The organism is Rudaea cellulosilytica DSM 22992 (genome assembly GCF_000378125.1).
In the GTDB taxonomy this organism is placed as follows: Bacteria; Pseudomonadota; Gammaproteobacteria; order Xanthomonadales; family Rhodanobacteraceae; genus Rudaea; species Rudaea cellulosilytica.
On the sequence record NZ_KB899241.1, the window covers coordinates 1,144,695 to 1,158,821 of the forward strand.

The 14,127-nt window shown below is 64.8% G+C and carries 9 protein-coding genes; 3 read left to right on the forward strand and 6 right to left on the reverse strand.

What is annotated here, in order from left to right; translation table 11 throughout:
- Positions 1–30: 30 nt before the first annotated feature.
- The 5 genes from F455_RS0105115 to nirB form a co-directional block, all read right to left on the reverse strand.
- Entirely contained in the window at positions 31–1,407 is a 1,377-nt protein-coding gene (locus F455_RS0105115; protein WP_018972201.1) for an MFS transporter, read from the reverse strand.
- Between the two features lie 231 nt (positions 1,408–1,638).
- Positions 1,639–2,628, reverse strand: coding sequence for a DNA-binding protein YbiB (ybiB, locus tag F455_RS0105120; RefSeq protein WP_018972202.1), 990 nt, complete (start codon positions 2,626–2,628; stop codon positions 1,639–1,641).
- Positions 2,625–5,441 (reverse strand): nitrate reductase, encoded by a 2,817-nt coding sequence (locus F455_RS0105125; protein WP_018972203.1) that lies wholly within the window; start codon positions 5,439–5,441, stop codon positions 2,625–2,627. The genes ybiB and F455_RS0105125 overlap by 4 nt, the downstream gene beginning before the upstream one ends.
- Positions 5,438–5,809, reverse strand: a complete 372-nt coding sequence (nirD, locus tag F455_RS0105130) for a nitrite reductase small subunit NirD (RefSeq protein WP_018972204.1) — start codon at positions 5,807–5,809, stop codon at positions 5,438–5,440. Before nirD ends, F455_RS0105125 begins: the two co-directional genes overlap by 4 nt.
- Entirely contained in the window at positions 5,806–8,265 is a 2,460-nt protein-coding gene (gene nirB, locus F455_RS0105135) for a nitrite reductase large subunit NirB (protein ID WP_018972205.1), read from the reverse strand. Before nirB ends, nirD begins: the two co-directional genes overlap by 4 nt.
- Before the next feature lie 401 nt (positions 8,266–8,666).
- Here nirB and F455_RS0105140 point away from each other — a divergent pair, with 401 nt between their 5' ends.
- Both F455_RS0105140 and icd read left to right on the forward strand, forming a co-directional pair.
- On the forward strand, positions 8,667–10,904 hold the full coding sequence (locus F455_RS0105140; RefSeq protein ID WP_018972206.1) for an NADP-dependent isocitrate dehydrogenase: 2,238 nt from the start codon (positions 8,667–8,669) through the stop codon (positions 10,902–10,904).
- Positions 10,905–11,183: 279 nt separating this feature from the next.
- Positions 11,184–12,551 carry an isocitrate dehydrogenase (NADP(+)) gene (gene icd, locus F455_RS0105145; protein ID WP_018972207.1) on the forward strand — a complete coding sequence of 456 codons (1,368 nt, stop codon included), beginning with the start codon at positions 11,184–11,186 and terminating at the stop codon, positions 12,549–12,551.
- A gap of 39 nt (positions 12,552–12,590) precedes the next feature.
- Here icd and F455_RS0105150 read toward each other — a convergent pair whose 3' ends face one another.
- Positions 12,591–12,785, reverse strand: a complete 195-nt coding sequence (locus F455_RS0105150; RefSeq protein ID WP_018972208.1) for a hypothetical protein — start codon at positions 12,783–12,785, stop codon at positions 12,591–12,593.
- Positions 12,786–12,920: 135 nt separating this feature from the next.
- On the opposite strand from F455_RS0105150, the gene F455_RS0105155 reads away from it, so the two are divergent.
- Positions 12,921–13,826 (forward strand): LysR substrate-binding domain-containing protein, encoded by a 906-nt coding sequence (locus F455_RS0105155; protein WP_018972209.1) that lies wholly within the window; start codon positions 12,921–12,923, stop codon positions 13,824–13,826.
- Positions 13,827–14,127: the final 301 nt, after the last annotated feature.

The following is a 14,127-nucleotide window of genomic DNA, read 5'->3' on the forward strand; positions in this document are numbered from 1 at the left end:
CCCCGCGGACGGGGAAAAGGCGGGCAGGGCTTACTCCGCTACCGCAACCGGCTCGCCCAGCATGGTTTCCGTTTCTTCGCGCGGCTGCGCCCACACCAGCCAAGGCGCCCGCAATAGCAACAGCGAGACGCAGGCGAGCGCTGCGACGGTCGCGAGGAACAGGAATCCCGAGCCGTAGTTGCCGCTCGTATCGCGCGCGATGCCGAGTACGACCGGCAGGTAGAAACCGCCGATGCCGCCGGCCGCGCCGATGATGCCGGCCATCGTGCCAGTCTTGTCCGGCCAGCGCAGCGGCACGAGCTGGAACGTTGCGCCGTTGCCGAGGCCGAAGCAGAAATAGAGCACGAATAGCAGCGCGATGCCGCCGGCCAGCGGCGGCTGCCACAGCGCAAAGGCGAGGTCGGCGAGTGCGATAACGGGCAACAGCACGCCGAGTGTGCGCACGCCGCTGACGCGGTCGGCGAGCGCACCGCCGAGCGGCCGCACCATCGCACCGGTGAATGCGAGCGCTGCCATCCACAAACCCGCATCGATCTTGCTCATGCCATACAGATTGGTCAGCAGCAGCACCACGTAGGAGGACATGCCGACGAAACCGCCGAACGTGATCGAATAGATCAGCATCATCGCCCAGGTGTCGCGCTCGGCGAACACGGCGCGATAACGCGAAGGCAGCACCGCGATCGCGAGCAGCGAGCCGAGCACCGGCAGCAGCATCAGGCCGGTCTTGCCGCCGAGGCCGAACAAGCCGGCATTGACCGCGAGCACGAGGACGACGAGGAACACGAGGCTGGCCGCGAACGCGAACACGGCGGCGCGCGCGTCGCCCGACTTCGGCGCGCGGTCCCGCGACCAGGCGACGACCGCGGCCGCGGTCAGCGCAAGCAGCGGCAGCGATGCCGCGGTCGCCCGCTGCCAGCCGAAGTGTTCCGCCAGACTCGGGAACAGGAAGCCGTCGAGCACCGCGCCGATGTTGCCCGCCGCGGCGAGACCGAGCACGAGGCCCTGCACGTCGCGCGGATAGTTGCTGCCGGCCATCGGCAGCGCGACCGCGAAGCTGGCACCGCCCATGCCGAGCAGCACGCCGAGCAGGAGCAGTAGCGAAAGCGACGGCGCACCCGGCATCAGCAGCAGCACCGCAGGTGCAATCGCCGACAGCGCGATGCCGAGCAGAGCGAGGCGCCTGCCGTCGATGGCCTGATACATGTTGCCGAAGGTCACGCGCAGGATCGCCGCGGCCAGCACCGGCACGGCGACGAGAAAGCCTTTCTGCGCGTCGTTGAGCGCATAGTCCTTGGCGATGCCCGGCGCGAGTGGGCCATACATCACCCACACGGTGAAACCGGTGTCGAAGTAAAGAAAGCTCGCCAGCAGCGCGCGCCAGTCGCCGCTTTTGAGTGAGGCCAATATGTTATTCCGCGCGCCTTGCGCAAAAGCAGTTGGTACGTTCATCACACGCTCCGAAGGCTCGCCGCGAACAGCGCGGCTCTGCCCTCCCCTTGCCGGGATCCGTCCGCACGCGGCGGTCCCTTCGGATGCTGCCCGCTCACGGCGAAGTCGACGGCTGCGGTGCGCGGCGGTGACCGCGCGTGGCCTGCGGCCTTCGCGCAGGCGGCCGAGCCGAAGTCGCGACGTGCGCTAGGCAGCACCTCCGCGCGCGATCGATGTCACGCGCGTTTTGTTGTTCGGTTTGCAAATGTCCACGATCGTGTCGATCTGCCGCACGAGCGGCGGCGGCAGCAACGACTCATCCGCGAGCGCACGCTCGATCCAGCGCGCGGTCGGCTCGGCCTCGCGCGACGCTGGCAGTTCGGGCAGCGCGCCATCACCGGGCGCGGCCTCGACCAGCGTCGTCGCCCTCCCGTCGCGCAGCCATTCGATCGCGACCTGACGGCGCGAATCGGCCACGGCCTCGCCTTCGCTGCCGCGCGCGAGCAGCACGCCGGCCTCACCGGCGATGCGCGCATCGAGGAACAGACGCGTCATCTCGTCGCGATATTGCGGATGCGTGTAATTGACCAGGCGCAGCGCGGGCGGCGCAAACGGCTGAATCAGTTTGACCAACGTGTGCGCCGGACCGCGCACGCCGAGGCGGTCGCGCAGCGCGATCAGGCGCGCGAGTGCGGGCGAGAGCACCTCGATCGGCGCAAATGCGACGCCGCGCGCCTGCAAGCCGAGTTCGATGTCGGCCGTGTCGCTGCATGCGGGAATGCCAAGCGCGGCGAACACCGAGGCGGTCGCGACACGGCCCCAACCGTCGGCGGCATCGCCGTGAACGAGAACGGGAATGCCGCGCCGCGCGAGCGCGAGCGCAAGCAACGGGGTCAGGTTCGGCAGCTTGCGCGCGCCGTTGTAGCTCGGGATCACGACCGGCGTCGCGTGCGCGGCGGTCGGTGTTGCAATGCGCACGAGATTCGCCTGACAGGCATCGAGCATGCCGGCGAGTTCGTCGGCGGTTTCGCCCTTGATGCGGTAAGCGATGAGAATTCCGCCGAGTTCGAGATCGGGAATCGCACCGTCGAGCATCGCCGCGAACAGATCGCGCGAATCGTCGCGCGACAGCGGCCGCGCGCCACGTGCGCCGCGGCCGAGCTCGTGGATCAGATTGGGCAGGTCTAGCACTCTCATGCCGGCACCGCCTGTGCCGTGGCATTCGCCGCGATCAGGCGCTTCAGTTCGGGCACGCACGAGCCGCAGCCGGTCCCGCAGCGCAGGCGGGTCTTGAGTTCGTCGAGCAGCGCATCGACGCCGGATTTTGTGGATTTTTGTACCTTCTCCACGATGTCGTTCTCGTGGACGCCGATGCAGGTGCATACCATGCGGCCTTTCGATACGAGTGACTTCGGCGGCGTGCGCGAAGGCAACAACAGCAGGCGCCCGAGCGCGGAGATAGCGACCCCGGCTTCAAGATATTCGCGCAGCCAGCCAGCCGCGGCGACGTCGCCCGCGAGCGAAAACGCCTTGAGGCGGTCGCCGGTCAGGCGCAGCCGGCGCGTACTCGCGCGCCGCGGATCGCTGTAGCTCAGCACCGGCTCGCCGGCACCGAGGCCAAACAGTGTTTCGATTTCCTGCTTCAGCTCGGGCGAGCACGCATCGTGTGCCGCGACGCGCCAAATCAGCCCAGGCCGATCGCGTCCGATCGGCACGCAGCTCGCATACGGAAAGCGCGCGAAGTAGCGGCGCAGCCGTGTCTGCACGACAAACCAGCACTCTGGCGCGAACTCTGCGCAGGCGACCCATTGCCAAGGCAGGTCAGCGCGGCGCACGACGACCGCGGCGTGTTTCAGCTCGGGCTGCTTGGAGATCGGATCGAACGCACGCGGCAGCAACGCGTTGATGCCGTGTGCAACGGACGTCGTCGGCTGTCCGGAGACGAATTCCTCGCCCCAATGCATCGCGACGAAGGTTTGTCCCGGAGCTTGGGCAGCGCTCGTGTGTACCGGCAACACGATGCTCGCACGCCGCGAGGTGACGTGGACAAAGTCGCCGTCAGCGACACCGAGGCGCCGTGCATCGGCCGGATTGATCTCGATCGCAGGCTCGCCCGCGTGGCCGAACAGCTGCGGCAGCGTGCCGGTGCGGCTCATGCCGTGCCAATGGTCGCGCAGGCGGCCCGTGGTCAGCGTGAGGGGATAATGCCAATCGGTCGTCTCGGCCGGCGCGCGCACTTCGATCGCGGCAAAGCGCGCGCGGCCGCTGGCGGTGGCGAAATGTCCATTTGTATACAAACGTGCAGTGCCGAGCGTGTCGCCGACGCGAAATGGCCACTGTTGCGGACCCCGTGCTTCGAGCATCGAGTAGTCGAGTCCGCCGATGTCGAGATCGCGGCCGCGCGTCGTTTCGCGGTGTTCGTTCCAGACGCTTTCCGGCGTCGCGTAGTCGAACAGGGGAGTCTTGCCGGGACGCAGGATCGCCTCGAGTCGCTGCGCGACGTCGCGCGCGATGCGCCAGTCCGCGCGCGCCTCGCCCGGTGGCGCGATCGCCGCGCGCACGCGCGAGATGCAGCGTTCGGAATTCGTCACGGTGCCTTCTTTCTCGCCCCACGACGAGGCCGGTAGCAGCACGTCGGCATACGGCGCCGTGGCGGTATGCGCGTAGGCCTCCTGCAGTACGACGAACTCGCACTTTTCGAGTGCACGGCGCACCGCGCGCTGGTCGGGCAGCGATTGCGCCGGATTCGTGCAGGCGATCCACAGCGCCTTGATTTCGCCGCGTTCGATCGCGTCGAACATTTCCACCGCGGTCTTGCCGGGCGTAGCGGGCACGGCATCGACGCCCCAGAGTCGCGCGACTTCGGCGCGATGCTCGGCATTCGCCAGATCGCGATGCGCGCTGAGCAGGTTGGCCATGCCGCCGACTTCGCGGCCGCCCATCGCGTTCGGTTGGCCGGTCAGCGAGAACGGGCCGGCGCCGGGCTTGCCGATCTGCGCGGTGGCGAGATGCAGATGGATCAGTGCGGCGTTCTTCGCCGTACCCGAAGTCGATTGATTCAAGCCCTGGCAATACAGCGACAGCGTCGGCCCCTCGGCGAACCAGCGTGCGGCAGTGACAAGATCGTCGACCGGGACGCCGCAGATTCCGCTGGCGCGTTCGGGTGGATATGCGAGCGCCAGTTCGCGCGCCGCATCGAAGCCTTCGGTGTGCGCCGCGATGTAGGTCTCGTCGGTCAAGCCTGCGACGATCAGCACGTGCAGCATGCCGAGAAACAGCACGACATCGCTACCGGGTGTCAGGCGCAGGTGCAGATCGGCGCCTTCGGCGCTGTCGGTGTGGCGCGGATCGACGACGACGATGCGCAGGTCCGGGTTGCGCGCTTTCGCGTCTTCGAGGCGGCGGAACAGGATCGGGTGCGCGAACGCGGGATTGGCGCCGGCAATGAACACGCAGCTTGCATGATCGAGGTCTTCGTAAGAACACGGCGGCGCGTCGGCGCCGAGCGTCTGCTTGTAGCCGGCGACCGCCGAGCTCATGCACAGGCGCGAGTTCGTGTCGATGTTGTTCGTGCCGACCAGGCCCTTGGCGAGCTTGTTGAAGACGTAGTAGTCCTCGGTCAGCAATTGCCCGGAGATGTAGAACGCGACCGCATCCGGGCCGTGCTCACGTACGACCGCGGCGAAACGTTCCGCAACGAGATCGAGCGCCTCGTCCCAGCTTGTGCGCGTGCGCGCATCCGCGCGTGCGCGGCGCAACTCGGGATGCAGCGCACGCGCCTGCTCACGCAGCGCGAGCGTCGCGGTGAGGTGCAGGGTGCTGCCCTTGCTGCACAGGCGGCCGAAGTTGGCCGGGTGTTGGGGATCGCCTTGGACGCCGACGATCGTCTCGATGCCGTTGTCGTCGAGCGCCGTTTCGATCAGCACGCCGCAACCCACGCCGCAGTAGCAGCAGGTCGACCGCGTCGTGCGCGCCGCAAGCTTGGGCGAGGCTTGCAGCGAGGCGTTCATGCCACCGCGCAGGTTTCGCGTTCGGCCACGGCAGTAGTGCCGCGCGCGTCGGCGCGGTGCAGGAATACCTCGCCGTTCTCGCAGCGCACACGAAAACACGTCGCAGCTCCGACATCGGGTTCGACCGCACGACCGCTGTCGAGGTTGATCACCCAGGCGTGCAGCGGACAGGTCACGCGCGCGCCGTGGACGATGCCCTGCGACAGGGGTCCGCCGCGGTGCGGGCAGCGGTCATGCAGTGCGAATACTCGATCGTCGAGCGTGCGGAACAACGCGATGTCGGGCCGCCCCTCGATGCGCACGACGCGTGCGCCGGACACCGGAATATCGTCAAGGCGGCAGATGTACAGCCAATCTCTCTTGATCATGCCGATTCCTCGACGAGCACGGCCTTGATCGGCGCGAACTGGCGCAGGTCGACCGCGGCCTTTTGCGGCTCGTGCCACGGATCGGCCTCGTCGCGCAGCGCGTCCTGCAGTCTCGCCCACAATGCGCGGCGGCCTTCGGTGTCGTCGAGCACGCGGCGTTTGCAGTAGTCGAGGCCGACGCGACCGACGTAGTGCACGGTGCGTTCGAGGTAGTGACCTTCCTCGCGATAGAGCTGCAGGAACGCGCCCGCGTATTCGAGCACTTCTTCGTGCGTCTTCAGCTTGCAGAAAAACTGGGCGACGTCGGTCTTGATGCCGCCGTTGCCGGCGACGTAGATCTCCCAGCCCGAGTCGACGCCGATCACGCCGACGTCCTTGATGCCCGACTCCGCGCAGTTGCGCGGGCAGCCCGACACGGCCAGCTTGACCTTGTGCGGTGCATACATGCGCCACAGCGCTTTCTCGAGCTCGATACCCATGCGCGTGGAATCCTGCGTGCCGAAGCGGCACCATTCGGAGCCGACGCAGGTCTTCACCGTGCGCAGCGCCTTCGCGTAGGCATGGCCCGAGGGCATGTCGAGGTCGCGCCAGACGTTCTGCAGGTCTTCCTTCTTCACCCCGAGCAAATCGATGCGCTGGCCGCCGGTGACCTTGACCGTGGGAATCTGGTATTTGTCGACGACGTCGGCGATGCGGCGCAGCTCGCTCGCGTTGGTGATGCCGCCCCACATGCGCGGGACCACCGAATAGGTGCCGTCCTTCTGGATATTGGCGTGCGCGCGTTCGTTGATGAAGCGCGCCTGCGGATCGTCCTTTGCCGCGTGCGGCCAGGTCGAGATCAGGTAGTAGTTGAGCGCGGGACGACACGTCGCGCAGCCGTTCGGCGTAGCCCATTCCATGAACGCCATCGCCGCCATCAGGCTGGTCAGCTTGTTCTCTCGAATGGCGGCGCGCACTTCCTCGTGCGAGTAGCTCGTGCAAGCGCAGATCGGCTTTTTCGCGGGCGTTGCCGAGTAGTCGCCGCCAAGCGTCGAAGCAAGAATCTGTTCGACCAGACCGGTGCACGAGCCGCACGAACTGGATGCCTTGGTGTGCTTGCGCACGGCGTCGACCGTGAACAGGCCCTGGTTCTTGATCGCCTTGACGATCGTGCCCTTGCACACACCGTTGCAGCCGCAGACTTCGGCATCGTCGGCCATCGCGACCGCGCGGTTTTCGCCGGCGTGGCCGGCGTCGCCGAGGTTGGCCTCGCCGAACATCAGCGTGTCGCGGATGTCGTCGATCTTGCGGCCTTCGCGCAGCAGCTTGAAGTACCACGCGCCGTCGGTCGTGTCGCCGTAGAGGCAGGCGCCGATGAGCTTGTCGTCGCGGATGACAAGTTTCTTGTAAACGCCGCCGATCGGATCGGCAAGAGTGATTTCCTCGGTGTCGGCGCCGCCGTTGAAGTCGCCGGCAGAGAACAGGTCGATGCCGGTGACCTTGAGCTTGGTCGAGGTGACCGAGCCCGAGTAGATGCCGATACCGAACTCGGCCAAGTGATTCGCGCAGACTTTGGCCTGCTCGAACAGCGGCGCGACGAGGCCGTAGGCGATGCCGCGGTGCGCGGCGCATTCGCCGACCGCGTAAACGCGCGGATCGTAAGTCTGCATCGTGTCGGAGACGAGGATGCCGCGGTTGCACTGCAGTCCGGCGGATTCGGCCAGCGCCGTGTTCGGGCGGATGCCGATCGCCATGACGACGAGTTCGGCCGGAATCTCCTCGCCGTCGGCGAAGCGCACCGCGCGCACGCGACCGTGTTCGTCGCTGAGCAGTTCCTGCGTCTTTTTGTTCATTGCGAACGTCAGTCCGCGCTGTTCGAGCGAGAGCTTGAGCAGCGCGGCCGCGCTTGCATCGAGCTGGCGTTCCATCAACGCGTCGAGCACATGGACGACGGTGACGTCCATACCTCGCGCTCTCAAGCCATTCGCAGCTTCCAGCCCGAGCAAACCTCCGCCGATCACGACGGCATGCTTGTACTTCTGCGCAGCGCCGATCATCGCATGCGTATCGGCGATGTCGCGGTAGGCGAGCACACCGTCGAGATCCTTGCCGGGAATCGGCAGCATGAACGGGTTCGAACCGGTCGCGAGCAACAGACGATCGTAGGCCGCCTCGGTGCCGTCTTCGGCGATCACGCGCCTGCGCACGCGATCGATCTTCACGATCTTCTTGCCGGTATGCAGGGTGATGCCGTTATCGCGATACCAATCCCAATCGTTGAGCACGATCTGCTCGACGGTCTGCTCGCCGGCAAGCACGGGCGACAGCAGAATGCGGTTGTAGTTCGGATGCGGCTCGGCGCCGAACACGGTGATCTCGTAGAGGTCGGGTGCGAGCTTGAGCAATTCCTCCAGCGTGCGCACACCGGCCATGCCGTTGCCGATCAACACGAGCTTCTGTTTCGCCTTGGCGTTCATGCTTGCACCTCGCGGTCTTGTGTTGCAGAGCAGCAAGTCACATGCCAACTGGAAAAACAAAGCTGAAACAATAAGATGGGTCTTTCGTTCCTTGGCTCGGGCGCACGATTCTGGTGCAAAAAGGTGTGATCGAGCCCCGACATCGTGCGCCAGCCAAGCAAACGCACGATCCAGAACGCCGCTTCCGTCTTTCTGCGCGTACGGTCCGCGCTGTTTGCCAAGGCGCAGGCAACGACAGCCGGGTGCGGCCTGTATCGCTGCGCGGCGAACGCGGGTTTTTGCTACGCTTACGCGCTTTTTTCTTCCATTTGTCGATTCGACCGTCGAGGCCTTCGGGACTTCCTCGTCTCCAAGGGACCGCTGATCAGCGGCGGCGGCCGAAACAGCCCGCAAGAGAACCCATGACCGCCGCAAACTCCAGAATCATCTACACCCTCACTGACGAAGCGCCGCGCCTGGCCACGGCTTCGCTGTTGCCGATCATCCAGACTTTCGCGAAGCCGGCGGGTATCGAAGTGGCGACCAGTGACATTTCGGTGGCCAGCCGCATCCTTGGCCAGTTTCCCGAGGCGCTGAGCGAGGCGCAGCGCGTACCCGACAATCTGGCCGAGCTGGGCAAACTCACGCTCAAGCCCGAGGCCAACATCATCAAGTTGCCCAATATCAGCGCCTCGGTGGCGCAGCTCAAGGCGGCGATCAAGGAACTGCAGGACAAGGGCTACAAGATCCCCGACTATCCCGAGAACCCGACCACGGACGCCGACAAGGAGATCCGCGCGCGCTACAACAAATGCACCGGCAGCGCGGTGAACCCGGTGCTACGCGAAGGCAACTCCGACCGGCGCGCGCCCAAGGCGGTCAAGGAATACGCGCGCAAGAACCCGCACCGCATGGACGAGTGGAGCCAGGCTTCGCGCTCGCACGTGTCGCACATGCACGGCGGCGACTTCTATCACGGCGAAAAGTCGATGACGCTGGATCGCGCGCGCGACGTGAAGATGGAGCTGATCACCAAGAGCGGCAAGACCATCGTGCTCAAGCCCAAGGTCTCGCTGCTCGATCGCGAGGTGATCGATTCGATGTTCATGAGCAAGAAGGCTCTGTTAGCCTTCTATGAAAAAGAGATCGAAGACGCGCGTAAGACCGGCGTGATGTTCTCGCTGCACGTCAAAGCCACGATGATGAAGGTATCCCATCCGATCGTGTTCGGCCATTGCGTGCGCATCTTTTACCGCGAGGCCTTCGACAAGCACGGCAAGCTGTTCGACGAACTGGGTATCAACGTCAACAACGGCATGGTCGACCTGTACAACAAGATCGCCACGCTACCGCAGAGCACGCAGGACGAGATCAAGCGCGACCTGCACGCCTGCCACGAGCACCGCCCCGAGTTGGCGATGGTGGACTCGGCCAAGGGCATCACCAATTTCCACTCGCCCAACGACGTCATCGTCGATGCCTCGATGCCCGCGATGATCCGCAGCGGCGGCAAGATGTACGGCCCCGACGGCCGCCTCAAGGACGTAAAGGCCGTAATGCCCGAATCGACCTTCGCCCGCATTTACCAGGAGATGATCAACTTCTGCAAATGGCATGGCGCGTTCGACCCGCGCACGATGGGCACCGTGCCCAACGTCGGCCTCATGGCCCAGCAGGCCGAGGAATACGGTTCGCACGACAAAACTTTTGAGGTTCCCGAGGACGGCGTAGCCAACATCACCGACCTCGCCACTGGCGAGGTGCTGATGAGCCAGGACGTCGAGCAAGGCGACATCTGGCGCATGTGCCAGGTCAAGGACGCCGCGATCCGCGATTGGGTCAAGCTCGCGGTCACGCGCGCGCGCAACTCGGGCATGCCCGTGGTGTTCTGGCTGGACGCTTACCGTCCGCACGAGGCCCAGCTGATCACCAAGGTCAAGATGTACCTGCACGAGCACAACACTGCTGGGCTCGACATTCAGATCATGAGTCAAGTGCGCGCGATGCGTTACACGTTGGAGCGCGTCATCCGCGGGATGGACACGATCAGCGCCACCGGCAACATCCTGCGCGACTACCTGACCGACCTGTTCCCGATCATGGAGCTGGGTACCTCGGCCAAGATGCTCTCGATCGTGCCGCTGATGGCCGGCGGGGGCATGTACGAGACTGGTGCCGGCGGTTCCGCGCCCAAGCACGTGCAGCAGCTGGTCGAGGAAAATCACCTGCGCTGGGATTCTCTCGGTGAGTTCCTGGCCCTGGCCGTGAGCCTCGAGGACATGGGCATCAAGAACAACAACGCCAAGGCCAAGGTGCTGGCCCGCGCGCTCGACGCTGCCACCGGCAAGCTGCTGGACAACAACAAGGGTCCCAGCCCCAAGACCGGCCAACTCGACAACCGCGGCAGTCATTTCTACCTCGCGCTGTACTGGGCTCAAGCACTTGCCGCACAGACCGAGGACAGCGAACTCGCCGCGCGTTTCAAGCCGCTGGCCGATGCCCTGGCCGCCGGCGAAACGAAGATCGTGGACGAACTCGCGAGCGTACAAGGCAAGCCGGCCGACATCGGCGGCTACTATCTGCCCGATGCGGGCAAGACCCACGCGGTGATGCGGCCCAGCGCCACTTTCAACGCGACGCTGGCGGCGTTCGCCGGCTGAGGCGAGTTGGCGAGAACCAGCAAGCGCCGCGTTGAGGCGCGTCGATTCGATCCTGCGCTTCCAACGTCGGCAGCGTAGGGGTTTGCGTGCGTTCCTGATACGCTTAGAACCTGTCTCAAACTATGCGCTCGACATTTCGCGCGCCCGCGGTCTGCTCGGAATCCTCACATACTGCTGTGTATGCTCCGGTTCCTGCGCTCCGGCGACACGTGAACTGTCGTTGCTCATGGAGACAGGTTCTACACGCCTTTCTCGTCCACCCGAAAACGCGAGCAACCCATGGCCGAACCCATCTACACCGCGCCCGCTAGCGGCGCCAAGATTTCGATCCAGAACGGCAGACTCCACGTTCCGGAAAACCCCATCGTTCCGTTCATCGAAGGCGACGGTACCGGCGCCGACATCTGGCGCGCCTCGGTGCGCGTGCTCGACGCGGCGGTGGCCAAGGCCTACGGCGGCAAGAAGAAAATCCATTGGCTGGAAGTGTTCGCTGGCGAGAAGTCGAACAACCAGTTCGGCACCTGGCTGCCGAATTCGACGGTCGCCGCCTGCAGCGACTATCTCGTCTCGATCAAGGGCCCGCTGACCACGCCGGTCGGCGGCGGCATCCGCTCGCTCAATGTCGCCCTGCGTCAGATGCTCGACCTCTATGTCTGCCTGCGCCCGGTGCGCTGGTTCAAGGGCGTGCCCTCTCCGGTGAAGACGCCGGAGAAGGTCGATATGGTGATCTTCCGTGAGAACACCGAGGACATCTACGCCGGCATCGAATACGCCGCGGGCAGCGAAGCCGCGCAGAAGATTCTCGACTTCATCGCGCAGAACGATCCGAAGGCGTTCGACAAAATCCGCTTCGGCACCAAGGCCAAGGCCGAAGAATGGCAGAAGCAGCTCGAAGCGATCGGCGCGCCGCATCGCGAGGTCGACGTGCAGGTCGGCGTCGGCATCAAGCCGGTCAGCTATCTTGGCACCGAGCGCCTCGTGCACAGCGCAATCAGCTACGCGATCCAGAACAAGCGCAAGTCGGTGACCCTGGTGCACAAGGGCAACATCATGAAGTTCACCGAAGGCGCGTTCCGCAACTGGGGTTACGAAGTCGCCGAGAAGTTCTTCCCGAGCCACACCTACACCTGGGAAACCTGGGAGAAGACCAAGGCTGCCAAGGGCGAGGCCGAGGCGAACGCCGAGCAAAAAGCCGCGCTGGCCGCGGGCAAGGTGCTGATCAAGGACGCGATCGCCGACATCACGCTGCAGCAAGTGCTGACACGCCCCGACGAGTTCGACGTGATCGCCACGCTCAATCTCAACGGCGATTACCTCAGCGACGCGCTCGCCGCGCAGGTCGGCGGCATCGGCATCGCGCCGGGCGGCAATATCAACTACCTCACCGGCCATGCCGTGTTCGAGGCCACGCACGGTACCGCACCGAAGTACGCTGGTCTCGACAAGGTCAATCCAGGTTCGGTCATCCTCTCCGGCGAGATGATGCTGCGCTACATGGGCTGGACCGAAGCGGCCGATGCGATCATCTCGGCGATGGACAAGGCGATCGCGAACAAGAAGGTCACCTACGACTTCGCGCGCCTGATGGATGGCGCCACCGAGGTGAAGTGTTCCGAGTTCGGTGACGAGCTGATCAAGAACCTCTGACGTGATCGGCGGGGGCGCACCGCGCCCCTGCGAGCTTCTTCAGCGCAAACCGACCATCTGCGTGTGCGGCAAGCCGTTCTTGCGCGGCTTGCCCGCAGTCGTGGCGCAGGGTTCCGATTGCTGCGCATTGCGTTCCTGCTGTGCGATGCGCACGATTTCGGACGGCGACAGATGCTGGTCGGTGAACAGCATTCCGAGCGACGATTGTTCGAATTTCTTGAGCCAGTCGAGCATGGCAAATTCCTCGTGAGTCTTGATAGGCACACAAGGTACGCTTGCGCCATGTCGCGGAAAAGCGATACTTTTGCAAACCTGAGTTGAACCTGATTCAAGGTTGCGCTTTCCTTTCCGCTCGGAGAAAGCGAAGACATGAGCAAGCCGCCGCTGCATACATTGCAGGCCTTCGTCGCCGTCGCGCGCGAGAAGAATCTGACGCGCGCGGCCGCGCAGATGAACCTCACGGTCAGCGCATTGAGCCATCAGATGCGCGCGCTCGAGGAGCGCCTGGGCCGCAAGCTGCTCGAGCGCGGCCCGCGCGGTGTGAGTCTGACTCCGCACGGCGCCCGTCTGCTCGATGAAGTCGCCGTGCATGTCGACGGCATCGAGCGCGTGTTCGCGCGTACGCGCGAGCAGCCGGCGAACACGCTGACGATCAGCGCGCTGCCATCGTTCTCGTCGAGTTGGTTGATGCCGCGCCTGCCCGCATTCATGGCCAGGCATCCCGGACTCGAATTCAACCTGCAGACGACGACGGCCGTGGTCGACTTCGAGCGCGAGCCGGTCGACGCTGCATTGCGCTACGGCGCGGGAACATGGGCCGGCCTGACCTCCGAGCATCTGCTCGACGAGCAGCTGGCGCCGATTGCGCATCCGAAATGGCTCGAGGAATTCGGCAAGCCCGCGCCGGCGGATCTCGCACGCTGGCCGTTGCTTGGGGAGTACGACGATAACAGCGCGCATTGGCGGCGCTGGTTCACCGAATTCGGCGGTACGCTGCCGAATCGCTACGTGGCGAGCTTCACCGACGTGGAGCTGCTGCACCGCGCAGCGGCGCAAGGACTCGGCGTTGCGATGGGGCGCCTGCTCTTGGCGAAGCCGCTGATAGAGAACGGTGCGTTGGTCGTGCTCACGCGCGAACGCATGCCGGCGAAGTACGGCCACTACCTCGTCTATCCATCATGCTCGGCCAAATATCCGCCGCTGATCGCGTTTCGCGAATGGTTGCATGGCGAGATTGCGCACTCATACACCCAAAAAAAAGCCCCGAGAGTTTAGGGGGAAACTCTCGGGGCCGGGTCCGAAGGCGGATCTGGGGAGGGATCGGCCTTCGTGGGCTGAACCCAGGGAGGTGGGCCAGCCGAGGTGCCGTTGCGTGCACCGCTGACTTAGTTGCGGTTGGAGCGGCGGAAGTTCAAGGCGAAGCGAAAAATTGACCTGTTCGGTTTAGTTTTCATTCATGCGTTGAAAAATCAGGTAGTTGCGCCAGTCGCTCCGCATGCACACGACGAGGATGAAAAATACTTCATCTTCGGTTTCGCAAAGATTGCGTTAAAGCGTGCCGTTTTTTGCTTGGCAA

Excerpts from the sequence above, each read along its gene's own strand:
- ybiB (WP_018972202.1), bottom strand. The coding sequence starts at position 2,628 with ATGAGAGTGCTAGACCTGCCCAATCTGATCCACGAGCTCGGCCGCGGC.
- F455_RS0105125 (WP_018972203.1), bottom strand. The coding sequence starts at position 5,441 with ATGAACGCCTCGCTGCAAGCCTCGCCCAAGCTTGCGGCGCGCACGACG.
- nirD (WP_018972204.1), bottom strand. The coding sequence starts at position 5,809 with ATGATCAAGAGAGATTGGCTGTACATCTGCCGCCTTGACGATATTCCG.
- nirB (WP_018972205.1), bottom strand. The coding sequence starts at position 8,265 with ATGAACGCCAAGGCGAAACAGAAGCTCGTGTTGATCGGCAACGGCATG.
- F455_RS0105140 (WP_018972206.1), top strand. The coding sequence starts at position 8,667 with ATGACCGCCGCAAACTCCAGAATCATCTACACCCTCACTGACGAAGCG.
- icd (WP_018972207.1), top strand. The coding sequence starts at position 11,184 with ATGGCCGAACCCATCTACACCGCGCCCGCTAGCGGCGCCAAGATTTCG.
- F455_RS0105150 (WP_018972208.1), bottom strand. The coding sequence starts at position 12,785 with ATGCTCGACTGGCTCAAGAAATTCGAACAATCGTCGCTCGGAATGCTG.
- F455_RS0105155 (WP_018972209.1), top strand. The coding sequence starts at position 12,921 with ATGAGCAAGCCGCCGCTGCATACATTGCAGGCCTTCGTCGCCGTCGCG.